Origin of the sequence: Pseudomonas abyssi (genome assembly GCF_003444685.1) — a bacterium.
Lineage (GTDB): Bacteria > Pseudomonadota > Gammaproteobacteria > Pseudomonadales > Pseudomonadaceae > Halopseudomonas > Halopseudomonas abyssi.
On record NZ_LMAZ01000001.1, the window covers coordinates 1193940 to 1210930 of the forward strand.

Consider the following 16991-nt stretch of genomic DNA (forward strand, 5'->3'; position numbering starts at 1 on the left):
TTTTGCCCGTGCATAGCAATGCTACTTTGGGGTGGCGGCGGTCACGCCCAGGCGCTGCATGCGATACAGCAGGGTGCGGCGCGGCAGGCCTAAGGCCTGGGCGGTCAGAGTCTGGTTGCCGCCATGCAGTTGCAACCCTTCGATCAGCAGGTTGCGCTCCACCACGTCAAGCTGCTCGCGCAGTCCAAGACGGTGCGCGTGCTGCGGGGTACCCGGCAGCTGCAGATGCTCAGGCAGCAGCAGATTGCCGTCGCACAGCAATAGCGCGCGGGCAATCAGCCCCTTGAGTTCGCGCACGTTGCCGGGGAAGCGGTGGCTGGCCAGGTAGGCGAGTGCACTGTCACTCCAGTGGCAGGGGCTGCGTTGCAGGAAGGTGCAGGTGTCTGCAGCAAAGTGCAGGGCCAGCTGACGGATATCGGCGCCGCGCTCGCGCAGCGGCGGCAGCTCGATCGGGAAGTGGCCCAGCCGGTAGTACAGGTCTTCGCGAAACAGGCCTCGTTGCACCTGCTCGTGCAGGCGCTGATGGGTGGCAGCGATGATGCGTACGTCCACCCGGTGGCTGCGGGTGCTTCCCAGTGGGCGGATCTCGCCTTCCTGCAGCACGCGCAGCAACTTCGCTTGCAGTGCCAGCGGCATGTCGCCTATTTCATCGAGAAACAGGGTGCCGCCGTCGGCGGCATCGAACAGGCCGGCGCGATCCTGCATTGCACCGGTGAAGGCGCCCTTGCGGTAGCCGAACAACTCGCTTTCAAGCAACTGCTCGGGTAGGGCGCTGCAGTTCTGGGCAATAAACGCCTGACTACGGCGAAAGCCGTAGTCGTGAATCGCCCGGGCAACGAGTTCCTTGCCGGTGCCGGTTTCGCCGCCGATCAATACTGTCACCGGGTTGTGCAGTACCTTGCTGATCAGGCGGTACACCTGCTGCATCGCCGGGCTTTGGCCAATCAGCCCGAAGCTACCGTGCGCTGGCTGGGTGCTGGGCAGAGCGGGGGAGTCGCCGCGAGCGTGCTGCAGGTCCCGTTGCTGCTGCAGCAGCCGCAGCCGACCCAACCCGATACTGCCCAGATGGCTCAGCGGCTCGCTCAGTGCGTCGGCGATGTCGCCCTGGTGCCGCGCCAGCACCAGTAAACCGGCCAGTTGCTGGTTGGCGTCATGCAGGGGCAGGCATAGCAGGCTACGCCAGGGTTGCACGGTTTCAGGCAGGAAGGGCGTTGCGTACAGGCTGCGGTCGAGCGCGCGCAGGTTCAGGCTGCGGTTCTGGGACAGGCAGTATTGCAGCAGTTGCTGATCAAACCAGTTGACTGGGTCTTCCTCCGGTTCGATCTGCAACGGCGCACCATCGAGCCACTGGCTGTTCAGGTGCAGCCCGGTGTGGGTCTTGTCCAGCAGGTAGAGTTGCGCCAGTGCGCACTGGCTGAAATTGCTGGCGCAGGCCAGCAATTGATGCTGCAGCTGTCGCGGGTCGCTGGCGAGCTCGGCCAGGCAGGCCAGTACAGGTGCGGCGCAGGTCAATGGGTGCAGGGTCTCCGGTAGCCCAAGTGATTCAAGCGAAGTCACAGCAAATGCCTCCCTGTTCGGCAACAGACAAGTGGAGGGTTCGGGGGCTGGGGGCGTTGGCCAGCAGCTGATTGGCAATGGGTGTCTGGATATGACGCTCTATCCAACGCTCGATCAGACGCGCGCCGCCTTCGGTATGGCATTGCGTGGCGATATGAGCCGCTAGCGGGGCCTCGTAGGTCACGCTCAGTTGGCGGGCGCTGAGGCGGTCAGCAAGTCGCTGCAGGCGTTGTCTTGCCACCGCCGCCAGCGCATCGGTACCCATGGGGTAGTAGGGCAGTACGCGCATGCGTGCCAGCAGCGCTGGTTTGAAGTGCGCACGCAGGCTGGGCTCAATGTGTTTCAGCAGGCTGGCAACTTGTGGTCGCTGGGCTTGGCAAAGGTGGTTGATCTGTTCGCTGGCCAAGTTAGAGGTGAGCAGGATCAGGGTATTGCGAAAGTCGATCTCGCGACCCTCGCCGTCGTTGGCAGTGCCCTTGTCGAAGATCTGGTAGAACAGATTCAGTAGTTGGGGGTGTGCCTTTTCGACTTCGTCCAGCAGTACCACCGAGTAGGGGCGCCGCCGCACTGCTTCGGTCAACTGGCCACCTTCGCCGTAGCCCACATATCCGGGAGGGGCGCCAATGAGTCGGGCCAGACTGTGTGGCTCCTGATACTCGCCCATGTTGACGATGGTGAGAAAGTCGGGCCCGCCGTACAGCAACTCGGCAATGGCCTCTGCCGTCGCGGTCTTGCCGACGCCACTGGGGCCGACCAGTAAAAACACACCGCTGGGGCGATCCGGACGGCTCAGGCCCAGAGCGGCGGCGCGCAAGCCCTGATCCAGCTCGACGATAGCCTCCTGCTGGCCATGCAGTCGTTGGGCCAGCTGGTCGGCAAAGCGAGCAATCTGCTCACTGCGGCTACCCTGCAGGCGCGTCAGCGGAATGCCGGTCCAGCCGCTGACGACCTCGGCGACGGCGCGGCGGTCTACTTCAGCGCTGACCAGCGGCAGGTCTTGCTGCAGGGCGACCAGGTCGGCGCGCACGCTGCCCTGCTGCTGATCGTCCTGATGCAGTTGCTCAGCCAGGGCGCGTTGCCTGGCCCAATGCTCGTGCAGTGCCTGAGCTTGCTCCAACGCGGCGGGCTGGGCGCTCTGCAGGTGGTCCAGCTCGGCGAGGTCAACGGTCAGGCCGCGTCGGTGATCGTGCTCCAAGGCGGCGCCATGCTGCTGCAGCTGTTGTGCCTGCGCCTGCAGGTGTTCCACCTCCAGCGGAGCGCAGGCCAGGTTGACGCGTGTCCGGGCGCAGGCGGTATCCAGCAGGTCTATGGCCTTGTCTGGCAGTTGCCGATCAGGCAGGTAGCGCGCAGCCAGCTCGACAGCGGCGACGATCGCTTCGTCTGTGATGTGCAAGCCGTGGTCTGCCGCGTAGCGGGGGGCCAGGCCACGCAGAACGGCTGTTGCCTGAGCTACATCGGGCGCATGCAGTATGACTGGCTGAAAGCGCCGGGCCAGCGCTGGGTCCTTGTCGATGTGCCTGCGGTACTCGCTCCAGGTGGTGGCTGCAATGGCCTTGAGGTTGCCTCTGGCCAGCGCTGGCTTGAGCAGGTTGGCTGTATCGGCAGTACCGGCGTCACCGCCATGGCCGATCAGGGTGTGCGCCTCATCAATGAACAGAATGATGCGTGCACCAGGCTGGCTTGCCGCGCGAAGGACGCCCTGCAGGCGGCGCTCCAGCTCGCCACGCATGCCCGCGCCGGCCTGCAGCAGGCCTAGATCCAGTGCCAGCACCCGGTAGTCGCGCAGTACGCCCGGCACCGTGCCGGCGATGATGCGTTGTGCCAGGCCCTCGACCAGCGCACTCTTGCCCACGCCTGCCTCGCCGAGGATCGCCGGGTTGCTTTTGCGGCGCCGGCACAGGATATCTATCAACTGTCGCAGCTCGCTTTCGCGCCCCAGGACCGGGTCCAGCTCCCCCTCTTTGGCTTGCCGGGTAAGGTCCTGGGTAAATTCCTCCAATAGCTGGTCCGGTGGCTCAGACTCGGCGCCGTGCCCCTGGTTATCCTGCTCAAGCACCTGCTCGGCGTTGAGCGTCGCCAGTAGCTCGGGGTTGGCTGGCGGGCTGCGCAGCCAGGCAAGCAATAGGGCTCGCTGGTCGATAAGGCGCTGTTGCAGCTCGGTGCTGGCGAGCAGCAGTGCCTGTTGCAGCCAGGCAATCAATGCGCTCGACAGCACCGGATTGCGCTGCGCCTCGGCGGGTGAGCCTGCTAGCTGCAGGGCAGATGCAATAACGTCGGGTTCCTTGCCGCTGGCAAGTAGCGCGCGCTGCAGCAGGCTGTCTGGTCGTTGCAGCAGGCACAGCAGCAGGTCTTCCGGTTGCACGCTGTGGCCACCACGCTGCAGGCAGTGCGCTGCGGCAGCTTCAAGGTCGCGGCGCAGGTCCTGGCTGAGCAGGCGTATGAGTTGGTGCAGGTCGATATTCAGCATGGGGCGGTGTCTCTTCGGTTGGGTGCCAGCCTGATCAGCGCATCGCTGTCAGGCTCTCCGAGCCAGCTGGTCCAACCCAGGTGACATGGGTTGCGTTGGCCGATGCGCAGTTCACGCAGTTCGTCTCGGCGCAGATGCAGCTGCAGGTCGTACTGCAGGGGAGTGCGCAGTACGAATGCGAGCAGAGCGCAGAGGGGGGCGTGGTCCTGCCCGGGGGGTAAAAAGCGGTGAAAGTCGTTCCAGTCCAGGTGACGCAGGTGAACCCGAAAGCGGCCGCTGCCATCGACAACGGCGCGACCAATGACACAGTCGCGGGACAGCGTGCTGCTGCTTTGGCCGAGCTGGCATCGCTGCTCTGGCGGGATCTCGATGTGCTGGGCCAGGCACTGCTCCAGGTCGATATGCGGGTAGCGGAAGTAGTAGCGCAACACGGCGCAGACCAGCTCGGCCGACTGGCTGCGCATGCCGATGAGCCCCAGATAGGGCAACAGTCGGCGCGGCTCCAGGCCGGCATCGGTGTTGCCGCAGTCCAGCCCGGCTGTGGCCAGCAGGCGCAGCGATAGCTGATCGCTCGCGCCACCCTGAAATCGGCTGTAGTAACGGTACTTCTGCCATATAGGCAGCAGCAGGCGTTGCAGACGGTCGTTGAACAGGTCCAGCAGGTCGCGGATGCTGCGGCTGCCAGCATCTTCACCAAGGGCCTGCTCGACGTAGCTTGCCGGCAGCGGCGAGGCGGCACCGCTGAGGGCGATCAGGTTGAGCTGCAGATGGCAGTGAAGACCGTCGGCGCGCTGTTCGAATGTCAACTTCTCGATATCGCGTGTGGCGAAGCCCAGGCTCGGGTTGGCGCTGAAGCTGATGTGGCGGTACAGCGCTTGCGGGCTCAGTGTGGGGTGTTGCAGTTGCAACTGGTCCAGCAGCCGCAGCAGGGCCTGGTAAAGACTGTAGTGCTGAATGTCCCGCTGCAGACGGGTCAGAACAGGGGCTGGTGGCCCAAGCGCGGCACCCATTGATAGGCATCCCCCTGTAGTGTGCTGACAGACAGTTCGTGGTAGGTGTTCAGGCAGGCGTGATGGGCCAGAAACTCGTTTAGCACCGAGCAGAACAGGTACAGGTCGCCTGCGCCGTTATAGTGTTCCGCGTCGAGCTGCAGTTCGGTGCGAATGCCGCGCAACGGCAGGCCCTGTTGAAGCCGGGCAATCTGCCGGTGGCTGACCCGGGTCAGGCCATCCAGGCGCTGTTGGCTGACGCGCGCGGCCTGCTGGTCGTAGTGACGCGGCAGGTCGTAGGAGCCGAGCACTCGGCGTAAGGCGCCGATGTCTTCCAGGCTCTGGTAGTTCAGGGCCATGTTGCTGATCAGCCGCCATAGGCCGTCTTCATGCAGTGGTGGCGCGTAACTGGGCGTTACCCGCCCGATATTGTGAAACTGGATGAACTCGGGCGTGCCCTCGCAGGGCAGGCAGATGTCACCTTGCGCGAGACGGGTGGGCAGGTGGTGATTGGTACAGGTCAGCTCGACCGAGAGGGTTTCCTGCTGGTCCTGTGTCTGCGGAGCAAAACACAGGTAGCTGTCGGGGTTGTCGCCAAGCAGCGAGGGATATTGTCGCAGACTGTAGCAAGGCACGGGCTCGCTGCTGCCTAGTTGCCGGTCATGTTCGAAGGACTCGAACGGCGCGTAGCGCCGGTAGCCCATGCCGCCCGGTTTCCAGCCTGTGACGCGGTCAACCGAGAAAATGCCGCAGTGCTCGCCCGCCAGCTCCGATGGACGCAGCAGGTACCGGTCTTGTCGGCCATCCAGTCGAATGGGGGTGGCGTCGTGGGCGAACAGGTTGACGACCGGCGCGCAGTGCAATCGCAGGTGCTCGCGGCCCGGACTGATCTGCCGACAGCCTGGATGACGTAGCTCGAACTGCAGGGTCAGGGCACGCGCGGCCTTGAGGTTGTCGCCGGCCTGATGCTGCCACTGCTCCAGACCCTTGAGTTCGACGAACAGAAATTTTTCCGCAAAGGCGAAATATTCCTGCAGGTGTCGGTAACCGCTAAAGGTGTTGTCAGGGTAGGGCAGCAATGCCTGCTCAGCCTCGAAGCCGGCGGCCTGCAGGTGTTCCGATGGCAGCGTGAGAGCGCTGTGCGCTGTGTTCAACGGCAGACCATCGGCATCCAGTGCCTGTACCTTGATGCTTTGCAGGTGCTGGGTCAGAAACAGGTAGAGATTGCGGCTGACGTGTTCGTCACCGCTGAGGTGCAGGCGCAGGCTGTCGAGTTTGACGCTGTGCAGGCTGCCTTCGCTGGTCAGTTGCAGGCGCAGGTCCAGCCGCGCGCCCAGTCTATGGCTTTGGTAGTCAATGTGCTGAATGTCCAGTGGCAGCAAACGCGTTGGGCCTGCGGTGCGAAACCGGCAGCGCACGCCATCTACCGGTTGGGACTCCACCGGTGTCTCTGCCGGGATCAACAGCTCCGGCTGCGGGCGCTTGAGAGGGGCAAACTGCAGCATGGCGAACGACGGCAGGGGACGCATGCAGTTGGGCCACAACAGGTGCATCAGCGAGTGAGTCAGCTCGGGCAGTTCGTCGTCCAGCTTCTGGCGCAGTCGCCCTGTCAGAAAGGCAACCCCTTCGAGCAGGCGTTCAACGTCCGGGTCGCTGCTGCTGCTCGCCAGATAGGGTGCTAGCGCTGGATTGCGGCGGGCAAACTCACGGCCCTGCTCGCGCAGGGCGCTGAGTTCGCTTTGATAATAGTGATTGAACGACATGCTCAGTACGACCCGCTATGCATGACCCGAGTCTGACCCTGGCCGTCCAGCTCGACGCAAAAGCTGACGGGCTGTTGCAGGTCGGCAAGATTCAACTTTGCTTGGATATCGAATGTCAGGTGCAGGGGATCAGTGCCGCTGCCTTTGCTGATCACGCGCACTTGTTGCAGACGGGGTTCGTAGCTGCTGATGAAGCGCTCTATAGCCAGGCGGGCCTGCTGGCGGGTGTCGTGCAGCGACAGGCGCATGTCGTTGAGCTCTGGCAGGCCATAGTCCGGTAGCATCTGGACGCTGCCGGCCCGTGCACTGAGCATGCGCGCCAGGTGGCTGGCGATAGAGGCGCTGACACTGAGCTCACGTGGCTGTTGTCCGCGCGCCTCGGCGCTTGCGCCCAGACGCTCGAACAGGGTGCCGTAGTACGGAGCCGCCATCAGTCTCGATCCAGTTTGCCGACCAGCGACAGGGTAAAGTCAGCGCCCATGTACTTGAAATGCGGGCGCACGCTGAGGCTGACTCGGTACCAGCCCGGTTGTCCGGCCACGTCCTGCACCTGCACTTCGGCGGCGCGCAAGGGGCGGCGTCCGCGCACCTCAGCGCTGGGGTTATCCTGGTCAGCCACGTACTGGCGAATCCACTTGTTCAGCTCCAGCTCCAGATCGGTGCGCTCCTTCCATGCGCCGATCTGTTCGCGTTGCAGCACTTTCAGGTAGTGGGCCAGGCGGTTGACGATAAACAGGTAGGGCAGTTGAGTACCCAGGCGAAAATTCAGTTCGGCGTTCTTGCCTTCTTCGCTGTTGCCGAAAAAACGAGCCTTCTGAGTGGAGTTGGCGGAGAAGAACGCCGCGTTGTCGCTGCCCTTGCGCATGGTCAGGGCGATAAATCCGGCGTCTGCCAGTTCGTATTCGCGCCGATCGGATACCAGCACCTCGGTGGGGATCTTGGTTTCGATTTCGCCCATGCTGGCAAAGTGGTGCAGCGGCAGGTCGTCGACCGCGCCGCCACTCTGCGGGCCGATGATATTGGGGCACCAGCGGTAGCGCGCAAAGCTGTCGGTCAGGCGGGTAGCGAAGGTAAAGGCGGTGTTGCCCCAGAGGTAGTGCTCATGGCTGTCGCTGACCGACTCGCGGTAGGCGAAACTGCGGACTGGGTTGTCTTCGGGGTCGTAGGGCGTGCGCAGTAGAAAGCGCGGCAGGGTCAGGCCGACATAGCGTGCATCCTCACTGTCGCGAAAGCCCTGCCACTTTGCGAATTGCGGACCGTCGAAGTGATCCTTGAGGTCCTTCAGGTCGGGCAGGCCGGTGTAGCTGTCCAGCCCAAAAAAGCTGGCGCCAGCGGCAGCGATAAAGGGAGCGTGGGCCATGCTGGCAACCCCGGCCACTTGCTGCAGCAGGCGGATGTCCTGGGTACCGGGGCCGAACTCGTAATTGGCGATCATGGCACCCACCGGCTGCCCGCCAAACTGGCCGTACTCGGCGGTATACACATGTTTGTACAGGCCGGATTGAACCAGCTCCGGGCTGTCTTCAAAGTCATCTAGCAGGTCTTGCTTGGAGGCGTTGATCAGCTCCAGGCGAATGTTCTCGCGGAAGTCGGTGCGTTCGACCAGCAATTTCAGGCCCCGCCAGGCGGACTCCAGCTGCTGAAAATCGGGATGGTGCAGAATGCTGTCCATCTGCCGGCTGAGTTTGCTGTCGATTTCGGCGATCATGCGATCTACCAGCGCTTTTTTTACCGGCTCGCGTTGGTTGTGAGGTTTCAGCAGCTCGCTGATGAAGGCCGAGACGCCCCGTCGAGCGATGGCATAGGACTCGTCCTCGGGGTGCAGGTGGGTTTCGGCGATGACGCGATCCAGCAGGCTGTCGCTGGTGTGGCTGGCGCTGCGTTGTGCGGCGGCGTGTGTACTCATGGCGGTCTCCGGTCAGGCGTTGTCGGCCAGCCCCAGCTCAGCCAACACCTGGCTGCGGGCTTGTTCATCGTTGAGCAGGGCTTCGATGGCGCGGCGAAAGGCGGGGGTGTTGCCCAGCGGCCCCTTGAGGGAGACTAGGGCTTCGCGCAACTCCATCAGTTGCCGCAGCTCGGGAACCTGCTGCACGAGACTGGCGGGGTTGAAGTCACGCAGGGAGCGAATGTCCAGCTGCACCGGCAAATCGTTTTCGCTGTCGGCCTCCTCCTGCAGGCGATTGGGGACGGTGAATGCCAGCGACAATTCCTGCTTGGCCAGCACGTCGTCAAAGTTGCTGGCGTCTACCGTGATCGGTTTGCGCTGCTCGATGCTGCGCTCGTCCTGGCGTTGGGTGAAGTCGCCGAGTACCACCAGCTTGAGCGGCAGCTCGACATCCTGCTGCACGTCGCCGGTATTGGGCGTGAAGGTAACGTTGACCCGTTCACGCGGGGCGACACTGTTGTCTTTGGCCATCAGGGCTCTCCTTGCAGGGCAGGCCGGGCGGCCTGATCGAGGGTGTGTTCGATATCCAGCCAGGCCAACTGCTGTTGCAGCGCCTGCTGGCTGGTTTTGTCACGGGGCTGGCTGGCACTGCTTTGCTGCAACAGGCGCAGGGTGTCGATCAGCAGCGTGGGCTCCCACAGCGTCAGAGCCTGGTTGGCTTGCAGCTGCTGGCGGAGGCATTCGAGCAGAGCGCGCGCCTGATCGGCCTGGCCGCTGTGCAGTTGCAGGCGCGCCAACTCAAGCCGAGCAATCACCCGTGAACGCTCGCCCGGTTGGCTTTTTATCTGGCGTTGCAGCTCGGCTGCGGCCGCCGCAAAGCCATCACGTTGCAGCACTTCAAGCGGGCCGGCACTGACGCTTGGTGCAGTGGCCTCGGGTACAGCTGAGGGCGTGTTGGCGATCCATTGGCGTGTGCTCTGACTAGCGAAGGGAGTGCCGTCGCTGAACCGCAGGTGCTCCAGCCCGGGCAGATCGCACAGCAGTTGCTGCAGGTGCAGTCGTATCTGCTCGGCGGCGACGCTGGCGCCGATGGCCTGGCAGCACTGCCAGGCCAGATGGTGTCCGTCCAGCCAGAAGGGCGCGCGGCGCAGGCTGTTTTCGATGTCCTGCAAGAGCTGGCGCGAGTCGCCGCTGTGCAGCGCCTCGGTATAGCGCTTTACTAGCTCCAACGGCGGGGGGCGCAGTTGGGTGATGAGCTCCGCATCATGGTTGGGCAGCGCGGACAGGCTGGCGCGTATCAAGGTGTGGGCCAGATTGATGGCGTGGTGCTCGCGGGCCCCGTCGCCCAGCCACCATTGTACTAGCGGTGCGGCGCTATCCTGCAGCTGCTTCAGGTGCTGTAGCGCCTCGCGCTCGCTGGTGACGGCGCTGCGGTCGACGGCTGATGCCGATTTAGCGGTCGGCGCTGTTTCACTGGTCGGCGCTGGCGCAGGCTCTTGCTGCGCTGTTGCGGCGCTTTCCAGCTGTTGGGCCAATTGCTGCCAGCCCGCATGCTGCTCGCTGTCGATTGCCTGCAGGGCGTTGGCCAATTGCTCAAAACTGCTGCGCAGCTGACTGCGACTGGGCTCTTCGCTGGATGCGAGCAGGGGGTGGCCGACAAGCCGGCCGTGCAGCCAGCTGAGGGCGGCCAGTCGCCCGCGCAGACGCGGTGGTTGGCTGGTTGCCCAGTGATGGGTGACTAGCCTCACAAGCGATTGCAGTGCCGCCGCCAACCCGGAGCAACCCTGCAGGTGCAGGCAGCTGAGGCTATGCCAGCAACTGACGTGCAGGTCGTGACCCAAGAGCAGCAACTGCTCAGTGAGCTGCTGCACCTGCTGCCAGTCGGGCGTCTGGTCAGCATGAACGGATGCCAGTTTGCCGATCTCGCTTTCCAGCAGCAGAAACTCTTCGCTGGCGCGCAGATCGCTGTTGGCTGGTTGCTCGAGGCTGGGTGATGGCAGCATGTTGACGTTCCTGTCTCCTGGTTGGCGATACGTCCTGTTCGCCCTTGATGCATGACGTTGTCTGTCGAGCGGCGCATGCTAGGTAGCCCGGCATGCCGCTGGCAAACGTCGGGCATGTGAGCTGGTTAGCGCTCTGGGAGTAAATTAATCGAGTCCTGCTGGTTGTTTTTCTGGTTTTTATTTATTTAAAACAAAGCGTTATGTTGGTTTTATGAAGCGCTTTATCGCGCTTGCAGCTGTCTGTGGAGGGCTGCGGATTCTGTGCACCAGTCATCATTTATTGGGTGTAGTACTCCGCTGTTACCCCTTTGGGAGGGTGCGGGCGCATGATTGGGTTCTATCCAAACGCATGGAGGATGCGACGTGTCGACCAAGAAAATTCTGCTGCTCGCTGGTGACTTTGCTGAAGACTACGAGACGATGGTGCCGTTTCAGGCGCTGACCATGCTCGGTTATCAGGTTGATGCGGTGTGCCCGGACAAGGCGGCGGGGGATACCGTGAAAACCGCCATTCACGATTTTGAGGGTGATCAGACCTACACCGAAAAGCCTGGCCACCTGTTCGCCCTGACCGCTGATTTCGCCAGCGTGAAGGTGGAGGACTATGTGGGGCTGGTGGTGCCGGGTGGCCGCGCTCCGGAGTATCTGCGCCTCAATGAGCGCGTGCTTGAGATCGTGCAGGGCTTTGCCGCTGCGGACAAACCTATCGCCGCGGTGTGCCATGGTGCTCAACTGCTCGCTGCTGCTGGTATCCTGAAAGGCCGGGAATGCAGCGCTTATCCGGCATGTGGCCCGGATGTCCGTATGGCGGGCGGTACCTATATCGATATTCCCGCCGATCAGGTTCATGTACAGGGCAACCTGGTGACAGCGCCTGCTTGGCCGTCGCATCCGCGCTGGCTGGCGGCGTTCGTCAACGTGCTGGGCGCGCGCATCGAGCTGTAGGTGCACTGAGCCAACCGAATTTGCCGGGCTGTTAACGCCTGCAGGAGAGCAGTATGTGTGAACTCTACGTCAAGGCCGATCCGATTCTCTACGAGTCGCGCTCACGCTCGTTGCGTATCCGCGGTGTGGTCACAACGCTGCGCCTGGAGAATCAGTTCTGGGACATCCTGCAGGAGATCGCCGAGGTCGATGGCATGACTACCAATCAGCTGATCACCAAGTTGTACGATGAGGTGATGGAGCTGCGCGGGGAGGTGGTCAACTTTGCTTCGTTTCTGCGCGTCAGCTGTACCCGATACCTGGCCCAGCGTGAAGCGCGTGTGGTGCCCCTGGCACTGGTCGGGCGCAGTACAGCGCAAGGCTGAATTGCTGCCCAGCTGTACGGTTGGCCCAAGACGGCATCCTGTTAGGATGCCGTTTTCATTTCTGGCAGAACCTGTCATGTCACTTGATACCTGGCTGGCTTTTTTCGTCGCGTGCTGGATCATCAGCCTGTCTCCGGGCGCTGGCGCCATCGCCTCCATGTCCAGTGGGCTTAATTACGGTTTCGCCCGAGGCTACTGGACTGCGCTGGGCCTGCAGCTGGGGTTGGTATTGCAGGTGACGGTGGTGGCAGCAGGTGTTGGTGCACTGCTGGCTGCCTCGGCGCTGGCATTCACCCTGATCAAATGGTTTGGCGTGCTCTATCTGCTTTATCTTGCACTGCGCCAGTGGCGGGCGCCGGTGCAGGCGCCTGACAGCGCGGCGCTGAGCGGTGCAGCTGGCGTCAGCCCTTGGAGCCTGCTGCTGCGCGGCCTGCTGGTCAATGCCGGCAACCCCAAGGCAGTGGTATTCATGCTGGCAGTACTGCCGCAGTTTCTCGCTGTACAGCAGCCATTGCTGCCGCAGTACTTGGTGATGGGGGCGACCATGATCGCGGTAGATCTGATTGTCATGGCAGGTTACACCGGCCTGGCGGCGAAGCTGCTGCGACTATTGCGCTCACCGCGTCAGCAGCGGGTACTGAATCGCACCTTTGCCAGTCTGTTTGCCGGCGCCGCTGGCGCTCTGACGCTAGTACGTCGCGGCGTCAGCTGATGCTGCGGCGGTAGTCTGAAGGGCTGATGCCCATGGCCTGGCGGAAGCGGTTACTGAAGTGGCTGGCTGAACTGAAGCCACAGCGTAAGGCGACTTCCTGCAGACTGATGTGGCGGTTGCCGAGTAACTGCCGGGCCAGTGCCAGGCGGCGCTGGCTCACGTACTGGTGAGGCGCGAGGCCGATGCTGCGTTTGAACATGCGAGCAAAGTGGTAGTCGCTGAGCTGGCACTGGGCGGCCAGTTCACTCAGCGGCAGGGGCTGGTCCAGGTGCGCCTCGATGTAGTCACAAATGTGCTGGCGCTGTCGCGGCGCAAGGCCTCCGGTGATGCCGGGCAGTTGCCAGCTGACCTGGGTGTAGTGACGCAGCACGTGGCTGAGGAGCAGGGTGCTGGCGCTGCTGAGGGTGAGTTGGTCGCTGGTGTCGTGCCAGTTGGCCCGCAGCAGAAAGTGGCGGTAAAGCAGGGCGATCTGCGGGTCATCGGCGAACAGTCGCTCATCGACGCTGAGGTTGAAGGGGCTGCGATCCCAGGTTTGCTCGGCCAGTTGGCGCAGATGCTGATCGGTGAAGTACAGATGGACAAACGACAGTGGCCCGCGAATGTTCCAGGTGGAGGTGTACTGTCGAGGTAGCAGACACAGGCGATCTGGCCCGCCGCCGTTGTGCCAGCCATCGGCTGCCTTGAAGTAGGACTGGTAACCGTCAGCGGTGTACAGGCTGAGGGTGTGGTGGTCGGCATTCTCCAGGGCAATCAGGTCCCGCTCGTTATACCAGGCTGCCAGGCCGGTGCCGTTCGCCAGGTACGCGTTGTCGAGCAAGCGGGTGTTGTGTTGGCGCAGGCTATCGAAAACCGCAAACCTGTCGTCTGTCATTGCCTCACCCGTCATGCTGTTGCCCAGCATGCATGGTATGCCTGTCAGCCTCAGGCGCCAAGAGATCGCCCGTACGTCGAGCAAAAAAAACGCAGCAATCTGCAAGTGGGCGCAAGCCCGTGCAAGCGTCCGCGATCAGCTCGGGGAATACTGCATCTTTGCATGTGCTGATCTGTTTGAGGATGGGAAATGAACGCTACGCTGTATGCGGCCACTGTACTGATTTGGGGGACTACCTGGATTGCCATCGCGATGCAGTCCGGTCCTGTGCCCTCGGCGGTGTCGGTCTTTTATCGATTTGCCCTGGCGAGCCTGCTATTGCTGGCGGTCCTGTTGCTCAGCCGCCGCCTGCGTCGCATCGGGCCGCGTGATCATCTGTTTTGCCTGCTGCAGGGCCTGTGCGTCTTCAGCTTCAATTTCTACTGCTTTTACAGTGCCAACGCCTATATCAACAGCGGTTTGGAGGCGGTGTTGTTTTCGATGGCAACGCTGTTCAATGCCATCAACGGGGTGATCTTCTTTGGCCAGCGTCTGGAGAGCCGGCTGATACGTGCCAACGTGCTCGGGCTGATCGGAATAGTCTGCCTGTTCTGGCATGACCTGAGCGCTGCCGACCTGAGCCGCGAAACGCTGATGGGGATCGGTTTGAGTCTGCTGGGGACCTATGGCTTCTCCCTTGGCAACATGATCAGTGTCCGGCACCAGGCTCGGCAGCTGGATTTGCTGTCGACCAACGCTTACGCGATGGGCTACGGCGCCTTGGCCATGCTGCTGCTGGCATGGTTGCGCGGCGATGCCTTCGCACTGCTGTGGACTCCCGCCTACCTGGGCTCGCTGGTGTATCTGGCGGTGGTCGGATCGGTTGTCGGGTTTGCCGTTTACTTCGCCCTGGTAGGACGTATCGGTGCCGGGCCGGCGGCCTATGCGACGGTGCTGTTTCCGCTGATTGCGCTGGGCATGTCAACGCTGTTTGAGGGCTATCGCTGGAGCGGCATGGCCGTGGTCGGTCTGCTCTTGATCATCGGCGGCAACCTGCTGCTGTTCCATCGCCCGCGACCCTCTGCCACGCCGCCGGTGCAGGTTGAGCGGGTATAGTCTGCGGAGCAGAGGAGGGGCTATGGACTATTTCATCATCGCCGCGGTGAGCTTAAGCGGCTTGTATTTTCACTGGTGGTTGTATCGTCGCATTCGGCGCTGGACGGATCGCGACCTGGCATTGTCGATGGCCGGGGGAGACGCCGGCAAACGCGATTACATGCTGGCGTGCCTGCAACAGGCGCAGCAGCAAAAGGTGCCGCGCAAGGCACTGGAGGCGTGGCTGCAAGATGCCGCTGAGCGCTATGACCGCGAACCGCGATAAATAAATGTGGAACTCAGGCGGGGCGGTTGCACTCTGTTTTGATACGACACCTTTTTCAACTGTCGAGCAAGGAGAGTCACGATGGAGCTGCACAACAAAGATCTGAGCACCCTGTTTGAGCAACTGGGCCTGCCGGCAGACCAGGCCAGTATGGACGCCTTTTTCGCCAGCCATTCGCTGGCCCACGACACCAAATTGATCGATGCGCCGTTCTGGAATGAATCCCAGGCCGCCTTCTTGCGTGAAGAGATGCGCGAGGACGCTGAATGGGCCCCTCTGGTCGATGAGCTGAACGCGCGCCTGCACGAGCAGTAATAATGTCGAACCTGTGACAAGTAACCCCTTTTTTCAATAGAGCGAGGATCTGTCATGACCAGTACAACTGACAAGCTGAAAGGCAAGTACGACGAAACCGCCGGCAAGGCCAAGCGTGAAACCGGCCGTGCGCTTGATGACGAAGAGCTGCAGGGCGAAGGCGAGCTGCAGAACCTCAAGGGCAAGGCCGAATCGCTGAAAGGCAAGACCAAAGAAAAACTGAAGGATGTGATCGACCGCAGCTGATTTTTCTCCCTCAACCAGCGCCCGGGCTCGACCCGGGCGTTGTTGTTTGTGGCGGACCGGGACACAAGCGCCGGTTTCTGGCATCATGTTGGTCTTTCGCCTGCTAAGCTTATTGTGCACCCGATCAGAACCCCTTTCTGTCGAGCGTGTATCGTCTTGCGTTGCGTCCGACTGGACCTTCGTGCAGCAACCGCGCCGCATGAGCCTCATACGCTCTGCTCGCTGCGGCTGCAGTTATTACGGAACTCTGCCTAATGCCCCTCTACATTCTGCTCATTCTGGGCGGTCTCAGCGCCTTTGGTCCTCTGTCCATCGACATGTATCTGCCTGCGTTTCCAGCCATCGGCTCGGCGCTGGGTGCCAGCAGCGAGCAGGTACAGCTAAGCCTGTCGGTTTATTTCATTGGCCTGGCCAGCGGGCAGCTGGTGTACGGCCCGCTGGCTGACCGGTTTGGCCGCCGCAAGCCGCTGTTGTTTGGCATCGGACTGTTTTGTCTGGCCTCGGTTGCCTGTGCCTTGGCGCCCTCGCTGGAGTGGCTGCTGATAGCGCGTTTTGCTCAGGCGCTGGGCGGTTGCGCGGGCATGGTGGTCAACCGCGCGGTGGTGCGGGATCTGTGTGAGCCGATTGATGCGGCCAAGGCGTTTTCCCAGTTGATGCTGGTCATGGGCGTGGCCCCGATACTGGCGCCGCTGGCCGGTACGGCCTTGCTGGGCCTGGCTGGCTGGGCGAGCATCTTCTGGTTTCTGGCGGTATTTGCTGCGCTGTTTGCACTGGCGGTCTACTTCTTCCTGCCTGAGACGCTGCCGGTACACATGGCAGTGCCGCCTCTGCGCAGTGCCTTTGGCCGGTACACGCAGTTGCTGCGCGAGCCGCTGTTTATGTTTCATGCGCTGACGGGCGGGGTGGCGATGGCGGGCATGTTTGCCTATATCTCAGGCTCCCCCTACGTTTTCCTGGAGCTGTATCAGGTACCGGTAGAGCGTTATGCCTGGCTGTTCGGCGGTATTGCCGCCTGCTTTATCCTGTCCGCCCAGCTCAACTCCCGCCTGCTGCGGCGCTGGAGTCAGCTGGCACTGATTCGAGGGACCACGCTGGTCTACATGCTCTCGACGGGCTCGTTGCTGCTGGTTGCCTGGCTGCAGGTGGAGAGTCTGTGGCTGTTCCTTCCTCCGCTCGTACTGAGCGTAGCGATCATTTCCCAGGTGTTGCCTAACGCCTCTGCCTGCGCGTTGGCTGGCCACGGTCACCAGGCGGGGATTGCATCCGCGCTGATGGGCACGATGCAGTTTGCCATTGCGGGGGTCACCTCAGCGGCGGTCGGCGTGTTACACGACGATACCGCAGTGCCTATGGCAGGGGTGATGGCCAGCTGTGGCCTGTTGACTGTCCTCATGGCGGCACTGGCACGGCGCGCGGATGTCCGGCTAGCGGGGTAGGTGTTAGATAGGTGTTAGACAAGTCGGTTATCGACGCCACAAACGACAAGGCCGCAGCATATGCTGCGGCCTTGTCG

General features: G+C 62.5%; 17 protein-coding genes. 8 read left to right on the plus strand and 9 right to left on the minus strand.

The features are described from left to right. Positions 1 to 21: 21 nt before the first annotated feature. The 8 genes from ASB58_RS05520 to tssA are packed head-to-tail and all read right to left on the minus strand — an operon-like array spanning position 22 to position 10664. Positions 22 to 1557 carry a sigma-54 interaction domain-containing protein gene (locus ASB58_RS05520; protein WP_407920659.1) on the minus strand — a complete coding sequence of 512 codons (1536 nt, stop codon included), beginning with the start codon at positions 1555 to 1557 and terminating at the stop codon, positions 22 to 24. Then, positions 1544 to 4024: a type VI secretion system ATPase TssH gene (gene tssH, locus ASB58_RS05525; protein ID WP_118129610.1), complete on the minus strand. Its 2481-nt coding sequence runs from the start codon at positions 4022 to 4024 to the stop codon at positions 1544 to 1546. Before tssH ends, ASB58_RS05520 begins: the two co-directional genes overlap by 14 nt. Next, complete coding sequence (gene tssG / locus ASB58_RS05530) at positions 4018 to 5034, minus strand: type VI secretion system baseplate subunit TssG (protein ID WP_118129611.1); 1017 nt, start codon at positions 5032 to 5034, stop codon at positions 4018 to 4020. The genes tssH and tssG overlap by 7 nt, the downstream gene beginning before the upstream one ends. Further along, positions 4998 to 6776 carry a type VI secretion system baseplate subunit TssF gene (gene tssF / locus ASB58_RS05535; protein ID WP_118129612.1) on the minus strand — a complete coding sequence of 593 codons (1779 nt, stop codon included), beginning with the start codon at positions 6774 to 6776 and terminating at the stop codon, positions 4998 to 5000. The genes tssG and tssF overlap by 37 nt, the downstream gene beginning before the upstream one ends. Positions 6777 to 6778: 2 nt before the next feature. Next, complete coding sequence (gene tssE, locus ASB58_RS05540) at positions 6779 to 7207, minus strand: type VI secretion system baseplate subunit TssE (RefSeq protein ID WP_118129613.1); 429 nt, start codon at positions 7205 to 7207, stop codon at positions 6779 to 6781. Next, entirely contained in the window at positions 7207 to 8682 is a 1476-nt protein-coding gene (gene tssC / locus ASB58_RS05545; RefSeq protein WP_118129614.1) for a type VI secretion system contractile sheath large subunit, read from the minus strand. The genes tssE and tssC overlap by 1 nt, the downstream gene beginning before the upstream one ends. Positions 8683 to 8694: 12 nt before the next feature. Further along, positions 8695 to 9192 (minus strand): type VI secretion system contractile sheath small subunit, encoded by a 498-nt coding sequence (gene tssB, locus ASB58_RS05550; protein ID WP_118129615.1) that lies wholly within the window; start codon positions 9190 to 9192, stop codon positions 8695 to 8697. Then, the gene (gene tssA, locus ASB58_RS05555) at positions 9192 to 10664 is read right to left on the minus strand and encodes a type VI secretion system protein TssA (protein WP_118129616.1); all 1473 of its coding nucleotides are present in this window, start codon (positions 10662 to 10664) and stop codon (positions 9192 to 9194) included. Before tssA ends, tssB begins: the two co-directional genes overlap by 1 nt. Before the next feature lie 363 nt (positions 10665 to 11027). Here tssA and ASB58_RS05560 point away from each other — a divergent pair, with 363 nt between their 5' ends. The 3 genes from ASB58_RS05560 (at position 11028) to ASB58_RS05570 (ending at position 12686) form a co-directional block, all read left to right on the plus strand. Further along, a complete protein-coding gene (locus tag ASB58_RS05560; protein ID WP_096004766.1) occupies positions 11028 to 11609 on the plus strand; it encodes a DJ-1/PfpI family protein in 582 nt (193 codons plus the stop codon). Positions 11610 to 11662: 53 nt separating this feature from the next. Next, positions 11663 to 11974 (plus strand): ribbon-helix-helix domain-containing protein, encoded by a 312-nt coding sequence (locus ASB58_RS05565; RefSeq protein ID WP_096004767.1) that lies wholly within the window; start codon positions 11663 to 11665, stop codon positions 11972 to 11974. A 76-nt stretch (positions 11975 to 12050) separates the two neighbouring features. Further along, on the plus strand, positions 12051 to 12686 hold the full coding sequence (locus ASB58_RS05570) for a LysE family transporter (RefSeq protein WP_096004768.1): 636 nt from the start codon (positions 12051 to 12053) through the stop codon (positions 12684 to 12686). Here the strand turns inward: ASB58_RS05570 and ASB58_RS05575 are convergent. After that, positions 12679 to 13557, minus strand: a complete 879-nt coding sequence (locus tag ASB58_RS05575) for an AraC family transcriptional regulator (protein WP_118130005.1) — start codon at positions 13555 to 13557, stop codon at positions 12679 to 12681. The genes ASB58_RS05570 and ASB58_RS05575 overlap by 8 nt on opposite strands. A 189-nt stretch (positions 13558 to 13746) precedes the next feature. On the opposite strand from ASB58_RS05575, the gene ASB58_RS05580 reads away from it, so the two are divergent. The 5 genes from ASB58_RS05580 (at position 13747) to ASB58_RS05600 (ending at position 16914) form a co-directional block, all read left to right on the plus strand. Next, entirely contained in the window at positions 13747 to 14652 is a 906-nt protein-coding gene (locus tag ASB58_RS05580; RefSeq protein WP_118129617.1) for a DMT family transporter, read from the plus strand. Positions 14653 to 14674: 22 nt separating this feature from the next. Beyond that, the gene (locus ASB58_RS05585) at positions 14675 to 14917 is read left to right on the plus strand and encodes a hypothetical protein (RefSeq protein ID WP_096004770.1); all 243 of its coding nucleotides are present in this window, start codon (positions 14675 to 14677) and stop codon (positions 14915 to 14917) included. A gap of 81 nt (positions 14918 to 14998) precedes the next feature. Beyond that, the gene (locus ASB58_RS05590; RefSeq protein ID WP_096004771.1) at positions 14999 to 15232 is read left to right on the plus strand and encodes a DUF2789 domain-containing protein; all 234 of its coding nucleotides are present in this window, start codon (positions 14999 to 15001) and stop codon (positions 15230 to 15232) included. A gap of 54 nt (positions 15233 to 15286) precedes the next feature. Continuing rightward, positions 15287 to 15478, plus strand: coding sequence for a CsbD family protein (locus ASB58_RS05595; protein ID WP_096004772.1), 192 nt, complete (start codon positions 15287 to 15289; stop codon positions 15476 to 15478). Between the two features lie 254 nt (positions 15479 to 15732). Next, positions 15733 to 16914, plus strand: a complete 1182-nt coding sequence (locus tag ASB58_RS05600; RefSeq protein ID WP_118129618.1) for a multidrug effflux MFS transporter — start codon at positions 15733 to 15735, stop codon at positions 16912 to 16914. The last annotated feature ends 77 nt before the right edge of the window (positions 16915 to 16991 follow it).

Bases quoted from the DNA above. Each gene is read 5' to 3' on its own strand.
- ASB58_RS05600 (WP_118129618.1), top strand. From the start codon at position 15,733: ATGCCCCTCTACATTCTGCTCATTCTGGGCGGTCTCAGCGCCTTTGGT.
- ASB58_RS05570 (WP_096004768.1), top strand. From the start codon at position 12,051: ATGTCACTTGATACCTGGCTGGCTTTTTTCGTCGCGTGCTGGATCATC.
- tssF (WP_118129612.1), bottom strand. From the start codon at position 6,776: ATGTCGTTCAATCACTATTATCAAAGCGAACTCAGCGCCCTGCGCGAG.
- ASB58_RS05575 (WP_118130005.1), bottom strand. From the start codon at position 13,557: ATGACAGACGACAGGTTTGCGGTTTTCGATAGCCTGCGCCAACACAAC.
- tssE (WP_118129613.1), bottom strand. From the start codon at position 7,207: ATGGCGGCTCCGTACTACGGCACCCTGTTCGAGCGTCTGGGCGCAAGC.
- tssG (WP_118129611.1), bottom strand. From the start codon at position 5,034: ATGGGTGCCGCGCTTGGGCCACCAGCCCCTGTTCTGACCCGTCTGCAG.
- ASB58_RS05595 (WP_096004772.1), top strand. From the start codon at position 15,287: ATGACCAGTACAACTGACAAGCTGAAAGGCAAGTACGACGAAACCGCC.
- tssB (WP_118129615.1), bottom strand. From the start codon at position 9,192: ATGGCCAAAGACAACAGTGTCGCCCCGCGTGAACGGGTCAACGTTACC.
- ASB58_RS05565 (WP_096004767.1), top strand. From the start codon at position 11,663: ATGTGTGAACTCTACGTCAAGGCCGATCCGATTCTCTACGAGTCGCGC.
- tssA (WP_118129616.1), bottom strand. From the start codon at position 10,664: ATGCTGCCATCACCCAGCCTCGAGCAACCAGCCAACAGCGATCTGCGC.
- ASB58_RS05580 (WP_118129617.1), top strand. From the start codon at position 13,747: ATGAACGCTACGCTGTATGCGGCCACTGTACTGATTTGGGGGACTACC.
- ASB58_RS05590 (WP_096004771.1), top strand. From the start codon at position 14,999: ATGGAGCTGCACAACAAAGATCTGAGCACCCTGTTTGAGCAACTGGGC.
- tssH (WP_118129610.1), bottom strand. From the start codon at position 4,024: ATGCTGAATATCGACCTGCACCAACTCATACGCCTGCTCAGCCAGGAC.
- tssC (WP_118129614.1), bottom strand. From the start codon at position 8,682: ATGAGTACACACGCCGCCGCACAACGCAGCGCCAGCCACACCAGCGAC.
- ASB58_RS05585 (WP_096004770.1), top strand. From the start codon at position 14,675: ATGGACTATTTCATCATCGCCGCGGTGAGCTTAAGCGGCTTGTATTTT.